18 protein-coding genes are annotated in these 21246 nt (G+C 71.3%); 8 read left to right on the top strand and 10 right to left on the bottom strand.

Annotated features, from left to right (window positions below; translation table 11 throughout):
* The first annotated feature begins 127 nt into the window (after window positions 1–127).
* The gene (locus tag AB0C75_RS20245) at window positions 128–1594 is read left to right on the top strand and encodes an L-fucose/L-arabinose isomerase family protein (RefSeq protein ID WP_362892654.1); all 1467 of its coding nucleotides are present in this window, start codon (window positions 128–130) and stop codon (window positions 1592–1594) included.
* Between the two features lie 39 nt (window positions 1595–1633).
* On the opposite strand, the gene AB0C75_RS20240 is transcribed toward AB0C75_RS20245, so the two are convergent.
* A complete protein-coding gene (locus tag AB0C75_RS20240; RefSeq protein ID WP_362892652.1) occupies window positions 1634–2974 on the bottom strand; it encodes an MFS transporter in 1341 nt (446 codons plus the stop codon).
* Between the two features lie 55 nt (window positions 2975–3029).
* On the opposite strand from AB0C75_RS20240, the gene AB0C75_RS20235 reads away from it, so the two are divergent.
* Entirely contained in the window at window positions 3030–3791 is a 762-nt protein-coding gene (locus AB0C75_RS20235; protein WP_362892650.1) for an AraC family transcriptional regulator, read from the top strand.
* A gap of 35 nt (window positions 3792–3826) precedes the next feature.
* Here the strand turns inward: AB0C75_RS20235 and map are convergent, their stop codons facing one another.
* Window positions 3827–4600 (bottom strand): type I methionyl aminopeptidase, encoded by a 774-nt coding sequence (gene map / locus AB0C75_RS20230; protein WP_362892649.1) that lies wholly within the window; start codon window positions 4598–4600, stop codon window positions 3827–3829.
* 118 nt (window positions 4601–4718) lie between these two features.
* Here map and AB0C75_RS20225 point away from each other — a divergent pair, with 118 nt between their 5' ends.
* Entirely contained in the window at window positions 4719–5687 is a 969-nt protein-coding gene (locus tag AB0C75_RS20225; RefSeq protein WP_362892647.1) for a MerR family transcriptional regulator, read from the top strand.
* Here AB0C75_RS20225 and AB0C75_RS20220 read toward each other — a convergent pair.
* From AB0C75_RS20220 to AB0C75_RS20195, 6 genes are all read right to left on the bottom strand, one after another.
* Window positions 5669–6280 carry a dihydrofolate reductase family protein gene (locus AB0C75_RS20220; protein WP_362892645.1) on the bottom strand — a complete coding sequence of 204 codons (612 nt, stop codon included), beginning with the start codon at window positions 6278–6280 and terminating at the stop codon, window positions 5669–5671. The genes AB0C75_RS20225 and AB0C75_RS20220 overlap by 19 nt on opposite strands.
* A 126-nt stretch (window positions 6281–6406) precedes the next feature.
* On the bottom strand, window positions 6407–7510 hold the full coding sequence (locus AB0C75_RS20215; RefSeq protein ID WP_362892641.1) for a serine hydrolase domain-containing protein: 1104 nt from the start codon (window positions 7508–7510) through the stop codon (window positions 6407–6409).
* Window positions 7511–7660: 150 nt separating this feature from the next.
* Entirely contained in the window at window positions 7661–9469 is a 1809-nt protein-coding gene (locus AB0C75_RS20210; protein WP_362892639.1) for a SpoIIE family protein phosphatase, read from the bottom strand.
* Between the two features lie 187 nt (window positions 9470–9656).
* On the bottom strand, window positions 9657–10871 hold the full coding sequence (locus AB0C75_RS20205) for a thiolase family protein (protein ID WP_362892637.1): 1215 nt from the start codon (window positions 10869–10871) through the stop codon (window positions 9657–9659).
* Window positions 10868–11515: a CoA transferase subunit B gene (locus tag AB0C75_RS20200; protein WP_362892635.1), complete on the bottom strand. Its 648-nt coding sequence runs from the start codon at window positions 11513–11515 to the stop codon at window positions 10868–10870. Before AB0C75_RS20200 ends, AB0C75_RS20205 begins: the two co-directional genes overlap by 4 nt.
* Window positions 11515–12285: a CoA transferase subunit A gene (locus AB0C75_RS20195; protein ID WP_362892633.1), complete on the bottom strand. Its 771-nt coding sequence runs from the start codon at window positions 12283–12285 to the stop codon at window positions 11515–11517. The genes AB0C75_RS20200 and AB0C75_RS20195 overlap by 1 nt, the downstream gene beginning before the upstream one ends.
* A 146-nt stretch (window positions 12286–12431) precedes the next feature.
* Here AB0C75_RS20195 and AB0C75_RS20190 point away from each other — a divergent pair, with 146 nt between their 5' ends.
* The 4 genes from AB0C75_RS20190 (at window position 12432) to AB0C75_RS20175 (ending at window position 16982) form a co-directional block, all read left to right on the top strand.
* Window positions 12432–14096: an IclR family transcriptional regulator C-terminal domain-containing protein gene (locus tag AB0C75_RS20190; protein ID WP_362892631.1), complete on the top strand. Its 1665-nt coding sequence runs from the start codon at window positions 12432–12434 to the stop codon at window positions 14094–14096.
* A gap of 141 nt (window positions 14097–14237) precedes the next feature.
* Window positions 14238–15035: a thymidylate synthase gene (locus tag AB0C75_RS20185; RefSeq protein WP_362892629.1), complete on the top strand. Its 798-nt coding sequence runs from the start codon at window positions 14238–14240 to the stop codon at window positions 15033–15035.
* Window positions 15032–15541 carry a dihydrofolate reductase gene (locus AB0C75_RS20180; RefSeq protein WP_362892627.1) on the top strand — a complete coding sequence of 170 codons (510 nt, stop codon included), beginning with the start codon at window positions 15032–15034 and terminating at the stop codon, window positions 15539–15541. The genes AB0C75_RS20185 and AB0C75_RS20180 overlap by 4 nt, the downstream gene beginning before the upstream one ends.
* A 316-nt stretch (window positions 15542–15857) precedes the next feature.
* Complete coding sequence (locus AB0C75_RS20175; RefSeq protein WP_362892626.1) at window positions 15858–16982, top strand: NAD(P)/FAD-dependent oxidoreductase; 1125 nt, start codon at window positions 15858–15860, stop codon at window positions 16980–16982.
* A 36-nt stretch (window positions 16983–17018) separates the two neighbouring features.
* Here the strand turns inward: AB0C75_RS20175 and AB0C75_RS20170 are convergent, their stop codons facing one another.
* The gene (locus tag AB0C75_RS20170; RefSeq protein ID WP_362892624.1) at window positions 17019–18167 is read right to left on the bottom strand and encodes an NAD(P)/FAD-dependent oxidoreductase; all 1149 of its coding nucleotides are present in this window, start codon (window positions 18165–18167) and stop codon (window positions 17019–17021) included.
* A gap of 50 nt (window positions 18168–18217) precedes the next feature.
* Window positions 18218–18901: a TetR/AcrR family transcriptional regulator gene (locus AB0C75_RS20165; RefSeq protein WP_362892622.1), complete on the bottom strand. Its 684-nt coding sequence runs from the start codon at window positions 18899–18901 to the stop codon at window positions 18218–18220.
* A 160-nt stretch (window positions 18902–19061) separates the two neighbouring features.
* Here AB0C75_RS20165 and tkt point away from each other — a divergent pair, with 160 nt between their 5' ends.
* Window positions 19062–21245 (top strand): transketolase, encoded by a 2184-nt coding sequence (gene tkt, locus AB0C75_RS20160; protein ID WP_362892620.1) that lies wholly within the window; start codon window positions 19062–19064, stop codon window positions 21243–21245.
* The last annotated feature ends 1 nt before the right edge of the window (window position 21246 follow it).

Here is a 21246-nt window from a genome sequence, read left to right as displayed (position 1 = left end):
GTCGTGCGGAGCGAGACGCATGGGCGCGAGCAGGGCCGGCGCCGGATTGATACGTTTCAACTCCTTGTCGGTGTGCCTCGGCGCTGTCTAGTCTCACGGGCGTGAAACCTTCAGGAAGGTGCGCTTGATGACGGACGACACTGCCTCCGACGTGCTCGACGCAGCGCCGGCCCGGGTGCGCCGACGGCCCACCCGTGTCGGGCTGGTGTCGGGTGGGCTCGGTGCGTACTGGCCGCAGTTCCCCGGCCTCCTCGACCAGTTGCGGGAGTCGGCGCTCTTCGTCACCGGGCGGTTCGAGGAGATGGGCTGCGAGGTGGTCGACGCCGGCTTCATCTCCGATCCGCAGGAGGCCGCCACGGCCGCGGAGGAGCTGCGCAGGGCCGACTGCGACATCGTCGTCACGTTCCTGACGACCTATCTGACCGCCTCGATGGTGCTGCCGGTCGCCCAGCGCACCCACACGCCCGTCCTGGTCATCGACCTCCAGCCGACCGAGGCGATGGACCACCCGAACACCGACACGGGCCGGTGGCTGGCCTACTGCGGGCAGTGCCCGCTCCCCGAGGTCGCCAACGTGTTCCGGCGCAGCGGTATCCCCTTCCGTTCGGTCTCCGGCCATCTGCACGACGAGAACGCCTGGACCCGGATCGGCCGGTGGATCTCGGCGGCGGGTGTGCGCGGTGTGACGCGCCACGGGCGGCACGGTCTGATGGGGCACCTGTATCCAGGCATGCTGGACGTCTCCACCGACATGACCCTGGTGTCCGGCCAGCTCGGTGGGCACGTGGAGGTGCTGGAATTCGACGACCTGCGCGTCAGGGTCGCCGCCGTGACCGACGAGCAGGCCGCCGAACGCGTCGCCCTGGCGCGGAAGGTCTTCACTCTCGACGCTTCCGTGAACGAGGTGGACCTCGACTGGGCCGCCAGGGTCTCCGTGGGACTCGACCGCCTGGTGGAGGACTTCGGACTCGACAGCCTCGCGTACTACCACCGTGGCCTCGACGGCGAGATCCATGAGCGGCTCGGCGCGGGCATGATCCTCGGCGCCTCCCTGCTGACCGCCCGCGGGATCCCGGTCGCGGGTGAGTACGAACTCCGCACCAGCCTGGCCATGCTGATCGCCGACACGCTCGGCGCCGGCGGGTCGTTCACCGAGCTCCAGGCGCTCAACTTCCGTGACGGGGTGGTCGAGATGGGCCACGACGGGCCGGCCCACCTCGCCATCTCGTCCACCGGCCCGCTCCTTCGGGGACTCGGCGTCTACCACGGCAAGCGCGGCTGGGGAGTCAGCGTGGAGTCCGATGTGCGGCACGGGCCGGTCACCACCTTCGGTATCGGCCAGGAGGCGGACGGCACCTTCTGCTTCATCGTCTCCGAGGGCGAGGTCGTCCCTGGGCCCCTGCTGGAGATCGGCAACACCACCTCGCGCGTCGCCTTCGGCTTCGATCCGGGGGAGTGGACGGACGCCTGGTCCGCGACCGGAATCGGCCACCACTGGGCCCTTTGTACGGGCCACCGTGCCAAGGACTTCAAGGCCGCGGCCGACCTGCTCGGCCTTCCCTTCCGCAGGGTCGACGGCCCCGGCGAGCTGTGAACCCGGCCCGGCCCCGGAGGCGGTGACGCACTGTCGGTGCTACTGCTGATGTGCGGCTTCGGGGCTCGTCGCCGACTGCGACTGTGCAGGCGTGGCGGTGTAGCGCCAGAACGGCCGTACGAGCAGTGCGCCGGCGATGACGACGACCATGCAGAGCAGCGCGCTGCCTGTCCACGCGACACCGAGACCGGTGGCCGACGCCATGGCGCCGGCGCGCAGGTCCCCGAGGCGTGGGCCGCCGGCGACGACGACGGTGAAGACACCTTGCAGACGGCCCCGCATGGCGTCGGGCGCGTAGGTCTGCAGAATCGTCTCGCGGTAGACCGCGCTGACGAGGTCCGCCGCTCCGGCGGCGGCCAGCAGGACCGCGGCGGCGAGGAGTTGGTGGACGGTGCCCGCGAGTGCGATGGCAGCCGCCCAGGCGGTGACGGCGACGGCCAGCGCCCGGCCCTGGCGGCGTACGCGTCCGATCCAACCGCTGAACAGCCCCGCCGCGACCGACCCGATGGCGATGGACGAGTGCAGCAGGCCCACTCCTCCGCCGTAGCGCAGGTGTGCCGCCGCGGGGAACAGGGCGGTCGGCATGGCCAGGGTCATCGCCGCGATATCGACCGCGAAGGACATCCAGAGCACGGGGGCAGCGGCGATGAACCGCAGCCCGTCGAAGACGGAGCGCAGGCCCCCCGCCCCGCCACCCGCGCCGGTCGGCATGATCGACGGCAGGCGGAGGGCGGAGTACAGCAGGACGGAGAACAGCACGGCATCGGCGCCGTACGCCCAGCAGTAGCCGTTCGGCAGTGAGATCAGTACGCCCGCGACGAGGGGCCCGGCGACCTGCCCGACATTGCCGACGGTGAAGTACAGGGTGTTCGCGGCGGGTATCAGGGGGGTGGGAACGATACGGGGAATGATCGCGCCCCGGGCGGCGGACGACACGGCGAAGGAACCGGCCTGTACGGCGACGAGGGCGAGGACGAGAGGCACCGACCGCAGATCGGCCAAGGCCTGGAACAGCAGGGCGAGTGTGACCGCCCAGGTGACGGACGCCGACGCCAGGTAGAGCGCCCGGCGGTCGAACCGGTCGGCGATCGCGCCGCCGTACAGGCCGAAGACCACGAGCGGTACGAGGCCGGCGAGTCCCGTCATCCCCACGGCGAGCGACGACCGCGTCAGCGCGTACACCTGCACCGGGATGGTGACGCCGGTGACCATGGTTCCGACGTACGCCGCGCCCTGTCCGATCAGCAGGCGGCGGAAGACGGGGACCGCGAGCGGGCGGGTGTCGAGGGCGACGCCGCGCAGCCCTGAGGCCAGCCGGGCCCTCAGCCTCGGAGGAGCGGCGGGAGGAAGATCACGCGGGGTGTGGGACGTCTCGGGCATGGTCATCACGCTGTCAGGACCGCACGGTGCGCCGCTTCCGTTATTCTGACGACGTATGTCGGAAAACAGTCAGGCGGAGATGGGGACGGAGGAGCCCAGAAGCTCCACCCACGCCCACCTCGCCGGTGACGTCATCGGCCGTCACCAGCACGGCTACCACCAGCTCCTCTACGTCAGCTCCGGTGTGCTGGCGGTGCATACGGGGGAGGCCTCCCGGGTGGCGTCCAGTGCGCGCGCCGTGTGGATTCCGGCGGGCACCTGGCATCAGCACCGTGTGCACGGGCACAGCTCCGTGCACACGCTCGGTTTCCCCGTCCACGACGACCTTCTGGCGTCCCGGACGCCGGTCGTCGTCGCTGTGGACGCCCTGGTGCGCGAGCTGATCATCGCGTGCAGCGAACCGTCCCTCCCGCAGGAGGAGGCACGCCATCTGCGCGCCGTCCTGCGGGACCGGCTGCGGCGGGCCCTGGTGGAGCCGTTGACGGTGCCCACCCCTGACAGTCCCCTGCTGCGACAGGCGTGCACGCTGGTGACCGACGATCTGCGGCAGCCGCGGACCGCCGCCTGGCTCGCCCGGAGCGTCGGAGTGAGCGAACGCACCCTGGCCCGGCTGTTCAGGAGCGAGTTCGGTATGACCTATCCGCAGTGGAGGACCAATGTCCGGGTGTTCCACGCCATGGTGCTGCTGGCGGAAGGGGTCACCGTGAGTGAAACGGGACGACGATGCGGATGGGCCACGACCAGTGCGTTCATCGACGCGTTCGGCAGCACCATGGGCCGGACGCCGGGGACCTGTCGCATCGCACCGGGCGGGTGATCCGCCCTGTTCCGCCCTGATCCGGACGAGAGGCCCTATCTCTTCGGCAGGGTGAGGATGTCGGCTCCGTCCTCGGTGATGGCGATCGTGTGCTCGCTGTGTGCCGTCCGGCAGCCCGTCGCGCTGCGCAGTGTCCATCCGTCGGCGTCCGTGACGAGCTCGGCGGTGTCCGCCATGATCCACGGCTCCAGTGCCAGCAGCAGCCCGGGGCGCAACGTGTATCCACGGCCGGGCCGACCGGTGTTCGGGACGTGCGGGTCCTGATGCATCGTCGATCCGATGCCATGACCTCCGAACTCGGTGTTGACCGGGTAGCCCGCCTCGCCGAGGACCGTGCCGATGGCGTGGGAGATGTCGCCGATGCGGGCCCCGGGCCCGGCGACGGCGATCCCCGCCGCCAGTGCGCGTTCCGTCGTGCTGATCATCGCGGCGCTCTCCGGGGCCTTCGCGTCGCCCACGACGAAGCTGATGGCGGAGTCCGCGGCGACTCCGGCCTTGGACACGGCGAGGTCGAGTGTCAGCAGATCGCCGTCCGCGAGCTTGTAGTCGTGGGGCAGCCCGTGGAGTACGGCGTCGTTGACGGCCGTGCAGATGTAGTGGCCGAAGGGCCCGCGTCCGAAGGATGGCGCGTAGTCGACGTAGCAGGACTGCGCTCCCGCCTCGACGATCATGGCCTTGGTCCACCGGTCGATGTCCAGAAGGTTCGTGCCGACCGTGCTGCGGCTCTTCAGTGTCTGCAGGATGTCGGCCACCAGTGTGCCCGTGTCCTTCGCTCGGGCGAGCAGGGTGGAATTCAGGATCTCGATCATGCGGCGTCCTTCTCGTGCAACCAATAACTATACCGGCCATACTATACCGGTACTTGAATTGGGGGTCATGAGCCACCCCCTTGAGTCTCCACCGACTGGAGACCGCAGAGTGGGGGACATGGACGACGTCACGACCCTCTACTCGATCGGGGAGCTCTCCCGGCGGACCGGCTTGTCCGTGAGGACCATCCGGTTCTACTCCGACTCGGGGGCGGTGGCGCCGACCACCCGAAGTCCCGCCGGTTATCGGCTCTACGACCTCGACGCACTGCTTCGTCTGGAACTCCTGCGCACACTGCGCGAGCTGGGCATGGACCTGGCCACGATCAAACGGGTGCTGGACCGGGAGCTCTCGGTGGCAGACGTCGCCGCGGCGCACGCCGACGCCCTGGACGTCCAGATCCGGGTGCTGCGACTGCGCCGGAGCGTGCTGCGTGTCGTGGCCGGACGTGGATCCGATCTTGAGGAGACCAAGCTCATGCACAGAATCACCCAGTTGTCCGGTGAGGAACGCCGACGTCTGATCGACGACTTCGTGGTCGGCACCTTCGGCTCGGATGCCGACCCCGCCGCGGTGGCCATGGTGCGCGCCGCCACTCCCGATCTCCCCGACGACCCCTCGGGGGAACAGGTCGCCGCGTGGGTGGAGCTCGCCGAGCTGGTCGGCGACGAGGACTTCCGGATCCGGATGAGGCGGACGGCCGTGCGCCAGGCCGCCGGAGGTGCGCTCGGCATCGAGAGCGAGGCCGGCGAGGAACTGATGGACCACACCCGCCGGAAGGTGTCCGGGGCGATGGAGTCGGGTGTCGACCCGCTCGGCAGCGGGGCCGCACCCGTCATCGACGACCTGGTGCACCGCTTCGCCGAGGTGTTCGCGCGCACCCCTGACACGGAGTTCCGGAACTGGCTGGCCGAGCGGTTCGAGGAGGCGCACGATCCCAGGGTCGACCGGTACTGGCGACTGGTGTGGATCGTCAACGGCTGGCAGGTGATGCCGCGTCTGCTCCCGGTGTACCCCTGGCTCGCGCAGGCCCTGCGAAATGACGGCGACGCGGCGGAGGGCTCCCGTCAGACGCCGCCCCCGTAGACCCCTGGTTGCGGAAGGTCCGTCGATTCGAAGGTGTGGACCGACAGCCCTGGTGCTGTCCTGCGGTGGCTGACGAGCCGCAGGCCGGCCGGGGCACCGCCGTCCGGGAAGAGCCCCCGGCCGTGGCCCAGCACGACCGGGGCGATCACGAGCCGCAGTTCGTCGACCAGGCCCGCGGCGAGCAGGGACTGGGACAGCCGGGCGCTTCCATGGATCTGCAGGTCGCGGCCCGGCTGTTGTTTCAGTGCGGCGACCTGGGCAGGAACATCCCCGCTCAGGACCGTCGTCGGGTTCCAGCTGCCCGCGTCGAGGCTCTGGGATGCGACGTACTTGGGGAGGCCGTTCATGACGGGTGCGAAGGGGTGCTCGGTCATCTTCGGCCAGTCCCGTGCGAAGTTCTCGTAGGTACGGCGGCCGAACAGCAGGGCGTCCGCCGTGCCGAGCCAGGTGGCTGCCACCTCCTCGAACTCCTCGTCCAGGTACGGCACGAACCAGCCACCCTGTTCGAAGCCGTCGCTGCGGTCCTCGTCCGGAGCCCCGGGGCCCTGGGAGACACCGTCGAGGGTCAGGAACTCCTGTACGACAAGTCTCATCGCGCATCACTCTCTTCCGCCGGCCGTCGGCCGCTGTCGGCTCTTCGGCTCTTCGGTACAGGAGACGACTGTGCCACGGACGCGGGCCGGTGCCCGGGACGTCGACGCGGCGTCCCGGGCCCGGGTTCAGCCGCGGTCCTCGGCGCACAGCGCCGCGTCCACCGCGCCCTGGAGGTGGCCCAGGCTGTCGCCCTCGGCCGCCCAGGTCGTGGTGTAGACGGTCACGGTGCCCCGGCCGCCCGTGGCCCGGCCGCCGCCCACCGAGTCACCGGGCAGGTCGCCGCCGTGGCCCCAGTAGACGCCGCCGCAGCTGAGCGGGATCGAGGCGACGCCGTAGCCGTAGCGGCTGCCTTCGGGGTAGACGTCCTGGCCGCCGATGTCGGTGGTGTCCCCGGTCATCAGGCGCAGCGCCCAGCCGGGCAGGAGCCTGCCGCCGAACAGGCCGTCCCAGAAGGCGTTGAGGTCCTCGGGAGTGGAGACGAGCCCGCCGGACGCGCCGAACTCGTACCCGGGGAGCTCCGTCACGTCGGTGACGCCTGCCTCGGGGGAGGCGGGGTGGACGCCGTAGTTGCGGGCGTGCGGTCCGCGCAGGGTCAGCTCGCCGGGAGCGGGCCAGTAGGTGTCGTCCAGGTGCAGCGGACGCAGGACCGTACGCTCGACGTAGGAGCGGTAGCCGACTCCCGAGGCCTTGTCGATCACCATGCCGAGCACCAGGTAGTTGGTGTTGGAGTAGCCCCAGTCCTGCCCGGGCTCGAAGACGGGCTCCGCGTCGAGCGCCAGCGCCAGATACTCCTGCTCCGTGCCGGCCTCCGTCCAGTCGACCAGTGCGCTGTACTCCGGCAGCCCACTGGTCTGCTTCAGCAACTGCCTTACGGTGATGGGGCTTTCGGCGAGCTGCGGCACGTAGGTCCCGGCGCGGTCGTCGAGGTGTATCCGTCCGTCAGCCACCAGGCGCATGACGGCCGTCGCGGTGAACGCCTTGGTGTCGCTGGCCAGCCTGAACCGGCCCTGGGCGCCCGGCATCCGACGGCCGGACTCCAGGTCGGCGACCCCGGCCGTGCGGGTCTTCCCACCGTCGTACGCGAGGGCGCCGGGAACACCGTCCCGGTCCACGAGCAGATCCAGTTGTCTCTGCACCGGGTCCGACGGGCGCGCCGCGGCCACCGGGGCGAGTGCCCCGGTCAGTGTGGCGGCGAGCAGGGCTGCGGCGGCGATGCGCTTGCGGTGCATGGGTCTTCCCCCTGAGTCATGGCCCGGATCCCGCCGGACCGATCGATCGCTCACCGACGACCCTGCCAAGCTTCTGACGTGAGATCAGTACGCCCCGGACCCGAATCGGAAGTGGCGTCAGCCCCCTTGCCGGAACGTTCGGGGTATGCGTCAGGCCGACTCGGAGGTGTCCCTGACGGGGCTGTCCTCGATCCTGGAGCCGGGTGCCGCGCGGTTCGGGGCAGCCGGGTTGTGCGCGTGCTGCGCCGGTGCCGGGTCGATGACGGCGCCCGCCGCCGGGGTGCGCAGGACCAGCAGGGCGACATCGTCGCCGCTCGGCTGGATACGGATGAGGAGTTCGTCGAGGAAGTCCTCGACATCGCGGCGGGCCAGGGCAGCGGCGTGCCGGCGCAGTGTGTCGAGGCCCTCTCCGATGTCACGGTTGCGGCTCTCGACGAGCCCGTCGGTGTACAGCAGGAGCGTCGAGCGGGGCGGGATCTCCGCGTGGGCGTCGGGCCACCCAAGACCCATGTGCAGGGCCGAGCTCAGACCGAGGAGCGGGCCGTGGCCGGCTTCGAGGAAGCGGGTGTGCCCGTCGTCGGTGATCAGGAGGGGCGGCGGATGGCCGGCGTTGACCCAGTGGAACTCCCAGGGCCCGCCCTCGTCGCCCTCGATACGGGCGAAGACACAGGTGGCCATGGGGGCGTCACTCGTGTGGGTCATGGCCTCGTCCAGACGGCGCATGATCAGGCTGGGAGGTTCGGTCCGGTCCCAGGCCAGGGCGCGCAGCATGTTGCGTACCTCGGCCATGTGGGCGGCGGCCTTCAGATCGTGGCCCACCACGTCGCCGATGATCATTGTCAGGACGCCGTCGCCGAGGAGGAAGGAGTCGTACCAGTCCCCGCCGATCTCCGTGGCGCTCTCGGCGGGCAGATAGCGGGCCGCCAGCTTCAGGTGGTCGACCTGCGGCAGGGGAGTGAGGAGCTGGCGCTGCATGGTCTCGGCGACATGGCGCTGCTGCTCGAACAGTTCGGCGGCTTCCATGACCAGGCCGGCACGGCGCGCGATGTCGGCGAGCACGAAGACCTCGGCCTCGGAGTAGGAGGAGCCGGGGGCGGTCCTGGCCATGGTCAGGACGCCGAAGACGTGCCGCCGGGTGTGCAGGGGGACCACGACGCCGCAGCATCCTCCCAGCCGGTCGAACAGCTCCCGGTGGGCGAGCGCGAGCGGGCTGTCCGGCTGCCTGGCGAGTGCGTCCGCGTCCAGCACGACGGGCTCGGCGCTTCGCAGGGCCTGGACCACGGCCGAGCGCGTGGCGTCGGGAAGGGGCGGCAGCGGACCCCTGAGCGATTGCGCCGCCAGGTGGCCGCGAGGGGCGTGGACGGCGACGCGCCGCATCTCGCCCGCCGTGTGTACGTCGATCGCCGCCCAGTCACCCATGTCGGGCACGAGCAGCCCGGCCAGCCTGTTCAGCATCTCCGGGGTGTCCAGGGAGGAGATCAGGACCGTCGAGACCTCGGACACCATCGTCAGCCGGGCCGTGAGCCCCTCCAGGGCGGCGAGGTGGGCTGCGGTCTGTTCGGCGGCGTCACGGTGCAGGCTGAAATCGTGGAAGACCACGACCGAGCCTTCCACGCGACCCTCGTGGCGCAACGGGGTGGCCGCCCAGATGATCGGCACCAGACTTCCGTCCCCGCGCAGGAAGAGTTCGTCGCTGCCCTCCGCGGGCAGGCCGTCCTCCAGGACGGTCAGCATGTCGCACTCGCTCCGTGGGACCGTGCCGCCGTCCGGTCCTCGGTGCAGCAGGTCGTGCAGGTCATGACCGAGCATCTCGTCCTGCGGAAGCTCCAGGAGCAGACGCGCGCGTGGATTGGAGGCAGTGAGCCGGCCGGTGGTGTCGGTGACGAGCACGCCTGCCCCGAGGCTGTCGAACACCGCGCGCACGAGGCCGATCTCCAGCAGCCCGTCGGGAGACCTCATCGAGCAGCCCTTGCCGGCCCCGGGCGGAGCTCCACGCCCGTCGTCGCGGTCATCACATCGTCCGGCACGCCCGGCGCAGAGGCCGGACGGCACTCGCGGCACCACAGCATCTGTTCATCATTCATCCGGCGGGCCCGTTCCGCCGCTCGGGAGGGGCCCGCCGGATGAGAGCGCCGTCGCCCCCGGGCTACCGCTCCAGCACCAGTGCCGAGCCCTGGCCCACGCCGATGCACAGCGTCGCCACACCGACCCCGGACCCGGCGGCCTTGAGCTGGTGGGCGACGGCCCCGGCGAGGCGGGCCCCCGACGCGCCGAGGGGGTGGCCGATCGCGATGGCTCCGCCGCGCGGGTTGAGCACGGACGGGTCGAGGTCGGGCCACTCGGCGACGCAGCCCAGCACCTGGGCGGCGAAGGCCTCGTTGAGTTCGAGGGTGGTGAGGTCCGCGAAGCTCCTGCCCGACCTGTCCAGCGCCCTGTTCACGGCCTCGACGGGGGCGAGACCGAAGTAGTGCGGCTCGTTGGCCGAGACGGCGGAGGCCGTGATCCGGGCCAGCGGCTCACGGCCGGTGGCCCGCAGCCCCTCCTCGTCGGCCAGCAGCAGGGCCGAGGCGCCGTCGTTCAGCGGGGAGGAGTTGCCCGCGGTGACGGTCCCGTCCTCCGGACGGAAGGACGGGCGGAGCTTCGCCATCGCCTCCAGCGAAGCGTCGTCCCGGATGCACTCGTCCCGGTCGACTACGGCCGGGTCGCCCTTGCGGCGCGGGATGGTCAGAGGAGCGATCTCCGCGTCGAACAGCCCCGCCGCTCGCGCGGCCGACGCCTTCCGGTGGGAGGCAAGGGCGAACTCGTCCTGCTGTTCACGGCTGATGGAGTGCTTCTCGGCGATCAGCTCCGCGCTCTCGCCGAGCGGCACCGTCCACTGAGGATCCATCCGGGGGTTGACCATGCGCCAGCCCAGGGTGGTCGAGTACATCTCGGTGTGCCCGGCAGGGAAGGCTCGGTCGCTCTTGGGCAGGACGTACGGGGCGCGGGTCATCGACTCGACACCGCCGGCCACGACGAGCGAGTGGTCACCGAGCGCCACGGCACGGGCCGCGTGCACGACGGCTTCGAGGCCGGAGGCGCACAGCCGGTTGACCGTCACGCCGGGCACGGAGACCGGCAGACCCGCGAGGAGCGCGGCCATCCTGCCGACGTTGCGGTTCTCCTCGCCCGCGCCGTTGGCGTTGCCGAGGACGACGTCACCGATGCGCGCGGGGTCGAGCTCCGGGGTGCGGTCGAGCAGCGCGCGGATCGCGTGGGCGGCGAGGTCGTCGGGGCGAACCTGCGCCAGGGCCCCGTTGTACCTGCCGATCGGGGTGCGGACGGCGTCGACGATGTACACGTCGTGGGGGCGGAAGCTCATGACGTGATCCTTTCGGCTGTACGGACCGGAGCGGCCGTCCGCTCCAGGACCTCGGCGGCACTGACCCCGGGGGCGGTCTCCACCAGGACCAGGCCGCCGTCGGTCACATCGAGCACGGCGAGGTCCGTGATCACACGGTCGACGCACGCCTTGCCGGTCAGCGGCAGGGTGCACTCCTCGACGATCTTCGGGCTGCCGTCCTTGGCGGTGTGCGTCATGGTCACGATGACGCGGCGGGCGCCGTGCACCAGGTCCATGGCTCCACCGATGCCGGTCACCATCTTCCCCGGCACCGCCCAGTTGGCGAGGTCGCCCCGGGCCGACACCTGCATGGCCCCGAGGACGGCGGCGTCGATGTGTCCGCCGCGGATCATGCCGAAGGAGAGCGACGAGTCGAAGAACGACGCGCCGGGCCTGACCGTCACCGTCTCCTTGCCCGCGTTGATCAGATCGGGGTCCACGTCCTCCTCGTACGGGAAGGCGCCGGTGCCCAGGATGCCGTTCTCGGACTCCAGGACGACGTGCACGCCATCGGGCAGGTGGTTGGGGATCAGCGTCGGCAGCCCGATGCCGAGGTTGACGTACTCGCCGTCGCGCAGCTCCGTCGCCGCCCTGGCGGCCATCTCGTTCCTGTTCCAGGCCATCAGCCCTGTGCCCCCCGCTCCGTGATCGTCCGCTTCTCGACCTGCTTGTCCCCGGCCTGCTCGGGGGTCAGCGCGACCACCCGCTGCACGAAGATGCCCGGCAGGTGCACCTGGTCCGGGTCGATCTCGCCCGGCTCGACCAGCTCCTCGACCTCCGCGACGGTGATGCGGCCCGCCATGGCGGCGAGCGGGTTGAAGTTGCGTGCGGACCTGTTGAAGACGAGGTTGCCGTGCCGGTCGCCCTTCGCCGCCCTGACCAAGGCGAAGTCGGTGCGGATGCTCCGCTCCAGGACGTACTCGGTACCGTCGAAGTCGCGGACTTCCTTGGCGGGGGAGGCCAGCGCCACCCCGCCCTCGCCGTCGTAGCGCCAGGGGAGGCCGCCGTCGGCGACCTGCGTGCCCACGCCGGCCGGGGTGTAGAACGCGGGTATGCCGGCCCCACCGGCCCGAAGCCGCTCGGCCAGGGTGCCCTGCGGGATCAGTTCGAGCTCCAGCTCACCGCCGAGGTACTGCCGGGCGAACTCCTTGTTCGCGCCGATGTACGAGCCGGTCACCCGGCCGATCCGGCCGGCGGAGAGCAGCACCGAGAGACCGGAGTCCATCGCTCCGCAGTTGTTCGACACGACACCGAGCCCGCTGACACCGCTCGCGTGCAGGGCGTCGATCAACACGTTCGGCACACCGCTGAGGCCGAAGCCCCCCACCGCCACCGACGCGCCGTCCGGCACGTCGGCGACGGCCAGCGCCGCTGACGCGACCACCTTGTCCATGGGACCGTCCATCCACTAGTGTTCGCATGGTGAAGTTTCCTTCACTATGATGTCCATGAGTTTGCCGCCCGGGCCGGAGCTGTGTCAACGGTCCGTGCCCCTGCCGGTCCCATTTCCGGCAGGGACCACACCCGAGGGAGGGACAGATGCCACCGACCGGGACCGCCGGGACCGGCACCCAGGTGCCCGCGGAGGCCGTGGCGCCGCTGATGCGCGGTATCGCCGTGCTGCGCCGGCTGACCGACGCGGACGGCTCCCTCAGCCTCAGTGACCTGGAGCGCGCCACCGGACTGGCCCGCTCGACCGTCGACCGGGTCACGTTCACGCTCGCCCGCACGGGATACGTCCGTATCGACGGCAGGACCGTCACCCTCGCGCCACGCCTGATGGAGCTGGGCAACGCCTACCTCGCGTCGGTCCGCATCCCCGGGCTCCTGGGGGACCGGGTGGACGCCCTCGCGGACGAGCTCGACGAGTCCGTGTCCCTCGCCGTGCCCGACGGCGGGGGTATCCGCTTCGTGCATCAGGCCACCCGCCGGCGCCCGATGTCCCTGCGTCTGCGCATCGGCGACCTGCTGCCCGCCGAACGCACCGCGCCCGGCACCCTGTTCGCCACCGGCTGGGGAGCCGATGAGTGGGCGGCCTGGCGGGAGCGGCGGACATCCGACCCCGAGGGGGAGGGCTTCCCGTCCCTGTCGCTGCGCCCCTGCCCGGCGGACGACCTGTTCGAGGAGCGGGTGGAGGCGGCCAGGTCGGACGACTGGGCGGTGGACGACCAGCTGATCGAGCCCGGCCTCCTCGCACTCGCCGTGCCCGTGAGGGACCCGGGCGGCGGTATCGGATGCGTGCTGAGCGTGGTCAGCCACACCAGCAGGCACACCGCGCACGGGCTCCGCGACGACCTGCTGTCCCGGCTGCGCGAGGCCGCCTCGGCGATGGAGCGCCGGCTGCGCGACACACCCCCCGAAGACCCCTCGCCCTCCTCGGGGCCCCTCGCCTCGTGGACGGCGGCTTCCAAGCAGGAGCTCGGCCGTGGCTTCGTCGAGTCCCTCGCCCGCGGCCTGACCGTCATCACCGCCGTCGGGGACGGCGGTGCGGCCCCGACGCTCAGCGACGTCGCGCGCGCGACGGGCCTCTCACGCGCCTCCGCGCGCCGCGCCCTGATCACCCTCGAACACCTCGGCTATGTCACGGCCGATGGCCGTGAGCACCGGCTGACACCACGCGTCCTGGCCCTCGGGTACCCACCGCTCTCCCACGTCACCCTGGCGCGGATCGCCGATCCGCACCTCTCCGCGCTGGCGGGGCGGATCCAGGATTCCGCGTCCCTCGCCGTCCTCGTCGACGACTCCGTGCAGTACGTGGCGCGTGCGGCCACCCACCGCATCATGAACGTCGACATCACCGTCGGCACCCGCTTCCCCGCCTACGCCACCTCGCTGGGCCGTGTCCTGCTGGCCGGCCTGCCCGCCGGCGAGCGCGGGTCCCTCCTCGACCATGCGGAGCTGCGTCCCCTCGCCCCGCACACCGTCGTCGAGCGCACCGAACTCGAAGCGGTGCTGGAGCGTGTGGTCTCCGATGGCTACGCCCTGGCGGACGAGGAGCTGGAAGCAGGCCTGCGCTCCATCGCCGTACCCGTGCGCGACCGGGCAGGCGCCGCGGTGGCATCCGTCAACGTCGCCATGCACAGCAGCAGCCGGACGATCGAAGCGTGCCTGGAGCAGGTGCTGCCCGAGCTGCGCCTGACCGCGGGGCGCATCGAGTCCGAGCTGCACACGGCGGCCCGCTTCACGCATGTGACGGTGATGTGAGCCGGTCCGCACCGGAGGAATCAGGCCTTGCCGCGGTGACTCCACCGGCGCCCCGTCCGGCAAGAGGAGTTGACAATATTGTTGACAATGGAGTCGTCAGTGACGGTGGACCCGGGCCGCGGGCCGGTAGACTCGACGCCTGTGGCGGACACCCAGTACGAAGACCTTTTGCGGATGGCACTCACCTCGGGGACGGCCAAGGCCGACCGGACGGGCACCGGCACCCGAAGCATCTTCGGCCACCAGCTGCGCTACGACCTCTCGCAGGGGTTCCCGCTGGTCACCACCAAGAAAGTGCACCTGAGATCCATCGTGTACGAACTGCTGTGGTTCCTGCGCGGCGACTCGAACGTCGGCTGGCTGCAGGAGCACGGCGTCACCATCTGGGACGAGTGGGCCGACGCGAACGGCGAGCTCGGCCCGGTCTACGGCAGGCAGTGGCGCTCCTGGCCCACCCCGGACGGCAGGCACATCGACCAGATCAGCGAGGTCCTCGCCACGCTGCGCACCGACCCCGACTCCCGCCGGATGATCGTCTCCGCCTGGAACGTCGGCGAGCTGGCCGAGATGGCGCTCGCGCCGTGTCACGCCCTCTTCCAGTTCCATGTCGCCGACGGCAAGCTCTCCTGCCAGCTCTACCAGCGCAGCGCGGACCTGTTCCTCGGCGTCCCGTTCAACATCGCCGGCTACGCGCTGCTCACGCATCTGGTGGCTCAGCAGGCCGGCCTCGAACCCGGCAGCTTCATCTGGACCGGCGGCGACTGCCACATCTACGACAACCATGTCGAGCAGGTCACCGAGCAGCTCTCGCGCACCCCGTTCGAGTTCCCCGAGCTGCGTCTGCGCCGGGCCGACTCGCTCTTCGACTACGCCTACTCCGCTGTGGAAGTGCTCGGCTACCGGCACCACCCGGCGATCAAGGCCCCGGTAGCGGTGTGAACATCGGACTGATCTGGGCGCAGACCCCTGCCGGGGTGATCGGCGCGGACAACGCGATCCCCTGGCGTGTACCCGAGGACATGGCGCATTTCAAGGCGACCACCCTCGGTCATCCGGTGGTGATGGGGCGCAGGACATGGGATTCGCTGCCCGCACGCTTCCGTCCGCTGGACGGCCGACGCAACATCGTGGTGACACGCGACCCGCACTGGGCGGCCGAGGGTGCTGAGCGTGCCGGTTCGGTCGCCGAGGCGCTGGCACGCGCGGGCGAGCCGCAGGAGCCGGCCGTCCCCACCGAGACCTGGGTGATCGGCGGTGGTGAGATCTACAGTGCCGCGATCGGGTACGCCACGACGCTCTCGGTGACCGAGGTCGAATCGACGGTGCGCGGCGACGTCCACGCCCCGGTACCGGGCCCGGCGTGGAAGGTCACCGATGACCGGGGCTGGAGGACCTCCAGGTCCGGGCTGCGCTACCGCATCCGCGGATACACCCGGTCGGCCTGAGGGGGCGGATGGGCGAATCCGAGCGCGTTCACCGACGCGTTCGCCACGCTTGTGGGACAGACGCCCGGCCAGTACCAACGCTCGCCCGGCGAGGACGCAAGGACAGCAGGGGCAGCAGGGCGCGGCGGTGCCGACCAGGCCGGTCAGGTCCGTTAGCCGACAGGGACCGGCGGCCGACCGGCGGCCCGGTCGCCGGTGTCGGTCGGGTGTCGGCGCTTTCGGTCCGGCGTCGGAGGTCTGTCGGACGAGGTCAGGACCCTTGTCGCAGATCCTGCCGGTGCCCGTCCGGCAGGCGTGCGACAAGCGAGGAATCAGCATGACCACTGACGTCACGATCATCGGCGCCGGACTCGGCGGCCTCACGCTCGCCCGCGTCCTGCACGTCCACGGCATCCCTGTCACCGTCCACGAGGCCGAGGCCTCACCGACCGCTCGTACCCAGGGCGGGATGCTCGACATCCACGACTACAACGGCCAACTGGCTGTGCGGGCGGCCGGCCTGACGGACGAGTTCCGCGGCATCATCCTGGAGGGCCGTCAGGCGATGCGGGTCCTCGACCGGGACGGCAACGTCCTGCTCGACCAGGGCGACGACGGCACGGGCGGACGTCCCGAGGTGCAGCGCGGCGAGCTGCGGCAGATGCTGCTCGACTCGCTCCCGGCCGGCACCGTCCGGTGGGGGCGGAAGGTCAGCGGTGTACGTGGCCTGGGCGGCGGCCGCCACGAGGTGGCGTTCGCCGACGGCGGCACCGTCACCACGCGCCTGCTGGTCGGCGCTGACGGCGCATGGTCGAGGGTGCGGCCGCTGCTCTCCGGCGCCGAGCCCGAGTACACCGGCACGTCGTTCGTCGAGACCTGCCTGTTCGACGCCGACACACGGCATCCCGCTGCCGCGAAAGCGGTCGGTGGCGGGTCGATGTTCGCACTCGAACCGGGAGAGAGGCAGATCGGGGCCCACCGGGAGAAGGGCGGGACCCTCCACACCTACGTGATGCTGACCAAGCCGCAGGACTGGTTCGACGGCATCGACCTGACCGATCCCGCCGGTGCCGTGGCGCGGATCGCGCAGGAGTTCGCCGGCTGGGCCCCGGAACTCACCGCCCTGATCACCGAAAGCGACACCGTGCCGGTCGTGCGCCCCCACCACACGCTGCCGGTGGGGCACCGGTGGGACCGGGTGCCGGGGGTGACCCTGGTCGGCGACGCCGCCCACCTCATCCCCCCGAACGGCGAAGGTGCCAATCTGGCCATGCTGGACGGTGCTTCACTCGGTGAGGCGCTCGCCGCCCACCCCGGTGACACCGAGGCCGCCCTCACCGCGTACGAGGAAGCGATGTTCCCTCGCAGTGCCGCGGTCGCCGAGGCCGAGGCCGAAACCCCTGACAACCCCACGCTCGACGACGTCATCGGCTTCTTCGCCCGGGACGAGCAGGCCATCTGAGGCCGCCCTGCCGTGGCCGCGACGCCGCGGGGCAGGTCACGCTCCGAATGAGGCGAACATGTCGAGGAGCGGCTGCGGTGCACGGTCGTGGAACAGCGTCTCCTGGCTCTGCGCCGATTCCCTGGCCATCCGCTCGCTCCGGGGGAACAGGACCGACTCGTAGGCCGACAGGGCGGCCTCGACGTCTCCCGGGTGCGCGGCCAGGGCCTGGCCCAGCTCCGCGCCGTCGATCATGGCGAGGTTGGCGCCCTCACCGGCGAAGGGCGACATCAGGTGGGCGGCGTCGCCGAGCAGGGTGACCCCCGGCACCCGGTCCCACCGGTGCTCGACCGGGAGAGCGTGGATGAGCCGCGGGGTCAGCGGGCCGTCCGCCTCGGAGATCAGCTCGCGCAGACCGGGGGACCAGGTGGTGAAGTGCTCCAGCAGAGCGGCCTTCGCGGCTCCGGTGTCGGTGAAGTCGATCGTGGACAGCCAGTCCTCCGCCGAGCGCCTGGCCGTGTAGACATGCAGGCTGCAGTCCGTCTCGCGGTGGGCGAGGAACCCCTGGTGGTCACCGAGCGCGAAGAACATCCCGCCCCCGATCAGCTCGGCGCACGCGGGGTGACGGACGTCGGCGTCGAGGAGATCCAGCTCGACGAAGGAGATGCCGGTGTAGGCGGGCCGGGCGTCGGAGAGCAGCGGCCGGATCCTCGACCAGGCGCCGTCCGCGCCGATGAGCAGGCCGGTGGTGAACGTGGTGCCGTCGGCGAGGGTCACCCGATGGCGCGCGCCGTCGAGCGGCGTGGCCTCCGTGACCTTGCTGCCCCAGCGGACGGTGCCGTCGGGAAGCCCGTCGAGCAGGAGTTCGCGCAGATCACCCCGGTCGATCTCGGGGCGGCCGCCGTCGCCGTCGTCCTTCTCCTCCAGGAGGACGGCTGCCTGCTTGTCGAGCACGCGGAGAGCCTCGCCGCCGGGGTGCACCCTGGCCCGGAACTCCTCGTGCAGCCCCGCGGCGCGCAGCGCCGCCTGCCCGGTCTCCTCGTGGATGTCGAGCATGCCGCCCTGGGTACGCGCCTCCCGGCCGGTGTCCAGGTCGAAGACGGCGCACTCGATCCCGTGCACATGGAGGACCCGGGCGAGGACCAGGCCACCGAGGCCTGCCCCGACGACGGCGACGGGGTGGTGTGCGTGTGCGGTGGTGTTCATGGTGGTGCCTCCGCTTTCTGCTGGGAGTCCGAGTGGGACGGGGGTGGCGTTCAGCGGGGGGTCGTCGCCGTGCCGTTGACGACCGCCCGGAAGATCCAGGCCAGACGCTGGTGCGGGGTTCCGGACGCCAGGTCGGAGCCGAGTGCGGCGATGCGCGGGTGGGTCAGGGAGGATGTCTGCCCCAGCGCCTCGACGAACGCGTCGTGCTCGTCGTCGGCGTCCGGTGTTCCTTGGCGCGCGGACTGCTCGGCCGCGGTCGCGGTGGCCACCTGGAGCAGTACGTCCACCCCCCAGGCGGCCTGCCCGTCGGGCACTCCGCCCCGGTGCAGCAGAGCGAGGACGCTCTCGACCAGCGCCAGATAGTTCGGCCCGACGGGCCGTGCGACCAGGGCGGACTGCGCGAGACCGGGGTGGTCGAACAGGACGCGGGTGTACGACAGCAGCACCTGTGCCAGCCGGTCGCGCCAGTCGCCCTCGTCCGCCACCGGCGCGAGGTCGACCGCGCCGAGCAGTTCCTCCAGGATCGCGGCGTGCAGCTCGGCCGTGCCGGCGACGTACACGTACAAGGACGCGGGGCCGGTGTCGAGCTCCTGGGCAAGGCGGCGCATGGTGACGCGCTGAAGTCCCTCGGCGGCCATGAGGCGGACCGCCGCGGTGACGATGCCCTCGTGGGTGAGGGCGGGCTTGGCCGGGCGTTCGCGGCGGCTTCGGGGAGCTGAGGGTCGCGGAGTCACCCCCCGACCATAACGAACATGTTCGTTACGAACAAGTTCGTCACTCCGTGTCGCCCGTTCCGGGTGCGCCGGGCGGCCGGGGAACGGAGGATGCGAGGGGTGGCGAGCCGCACCGACCGCCCCGTCGTACCGAGAAGCGACGTCCTAGGGAGACGACACCATGGCGCCCGAGCGATCCTCTTCCGGCAGCACAGCACCGCGAGACCCGAGCCTCGCCCGGCCGATCGCCGAGCGGGCGGGCTGGAGCGAGGTGGACCTGCGCGCGGTGGACACCGTGCGGGTACTCGCCGCCGACGCCGTCCAGAAGACCGGCAACGGTCATCCCGGTACGGCGATGAGTCTGGCGCCGCTCGCCTACCTGCTGTTCCAGCAGGTCATGCGGCACGACCCCGCCGACGACCAGTGGCTGGGCAGGGACCGTTTCGTCCTCTCGTGCGGCCACACCAGCCTGACGCTCTACATCCAGCTCTACCTCGCCGGCTACGGCCTGGAGATGGAGGACCTGAAGTCGCTGCGGACCTGGGGATCGGCGACCCCCGGCCACCCGGAGTACCGGCACACCCGCGGCGTCGAGATCACCACAGGCCCGCTGGGCCAGGGCATGGGCGCATCCGTCGGGATGGCGATGGCCGCACGCCGGGAGCGGGGCCTGCTCGACCCGGACGCCGCGCCCGGCACCAGCCCCTTCGACCACCATGTGTACGTGCTGGCGTCCGACGGCGACATGATGGAGGGCGTCTCCTCCGAGGCCGCGTCGCTGGCCGGCCATCAGCAACTGGGCAACCTCATCACGTTCTACGACTCCAACCAGATCTCCATCGAGGACGACACCGACATCTCGTTCAGCGAGGACGTCCCCGCCCGCTTCGCCGCGTACGGCTGGCATGTGCAGACCGTGGACTGGACCCGCACGGGTGACTACGTCGAGGACGTCGACGCCCTGCTCACCGCGATCGAGGCGGCGAAGGCGGAGGACTCGCGGCCCTCACTGATCATGCTGCGCACGATCATCGGATGGCCCGCACCGACGAAGCGGAACACCGGCAAGGCGCACGGGGCCGCCCTGGGGGAGGAGGAGGTCGCCGGCACCAAGCGGCTCCTCGGCTTCGACCCCGAGGCGTACTTCCCCATCGAGGACGAGGTCCTCGCCCACACCCGGGCCGTGGGGGAGCGGGGCAGGGACGCCAGGGAGCGCTGGCGGCGGACCTACGGGGACTGGCGGACCGCCGACCCGGAGCGTGCGGCGCTGCTGGACCGGCTGCGGGAGCAGGAACTGCCGGACGGCTGGACCGACGCCCTGCCGGACTTCCCGGCAGACGCCAAGGGCATGGCGACCCGCAAGGCCTCCGGCGAGGTGCTCACCGCCCTCGCACCGGTCCTGCCCGAGCTGTGGGGAGGCTCCGCCGACCTCGCGGGCAGCAACAACACCACCATGGAGGGCGAGCCCTCCTTCGTCCCGGCCGACCGGCAGACCTCGGAGTTCCCGGGAGGCCCCTACGGGCGAACCCTGCACTTCGGCATCCGTGAGCACGCCATGGGCGCCGTGCTCAACGGCATCGCGCTGCAGAGCCTGACCCGCCCCTACGGCGGCACGTTCCTCACGTTCAGCGACTACATGCGCCCCGCGGTGCGCCTCGGCGCCCTGATGAAGCTCCCCGCCACCTATGTGTGGACCCACGACTCGATCGGCCTGGGTGAGGACGGCCCCACCCATCAGCCCGTCGAACACCTGGCCGCGCTGCGCGCGATCCCCGGACTCGACGTCGTACGCCCCGGTGACGCCAACGAGACCACCGTCTGCTGGCGGACGATCCTGGAGCACACCGACCGCCCAGCCGGTCTCGTCCTGACCCGGCAGAACCTTCCGGTGCTCGACCGGGCCGACGGCGTCCACGCTCCCGCCGCAGGAGCCGCGCGCGGCGCCTACGTCCTGGTGGAGGACCCCGGGACCGCCCCCGACGTCATCCTCGTGGCGACCGGTTCGGAGGTGCAGATCGCCCTCGACGGCCGCAGGCTGCTGGTCGACGAGGGACTGTCCGTACGCGTGGTCTCGATGCCCTGCCGTGAGTGGTTCGCCGAGCAGCCGCAGGCCTACCAGGACGAGGTGCTGCCACCGGACGTGCGCGCCCGCGTCAGCGTCGAGGCCGCCGTCGGGCAGGGCTGGCGCGAGGTGGTCGGCGACGCCGGCCGGATCGTCAGCCTGGAACACTACGGCGCATCGGCCGACTACCAGCGGCTGTACGAGGAGTTCGGCATCACCGCCGAAGCCGTCGCCGCCGCGGCACGCGCCAGCATCCGCGACGCGGTGGAACCCCCGAGGCCGGGCGGCAGGCGGGGCCAGTGAC

Source organism: Streptomyces sp. NPDC048565 (assembly GCF_040650935.1).
GTDB lineage: Bacteria > Actinomycetota > Actinomycetes > Streptomycetales > Streptomycetaceae > Streptomyces.
Note: the sequence above shows the minus strand (reverse complement) of the source record. Positions and strands in the feature narration are given on the sequence as shown.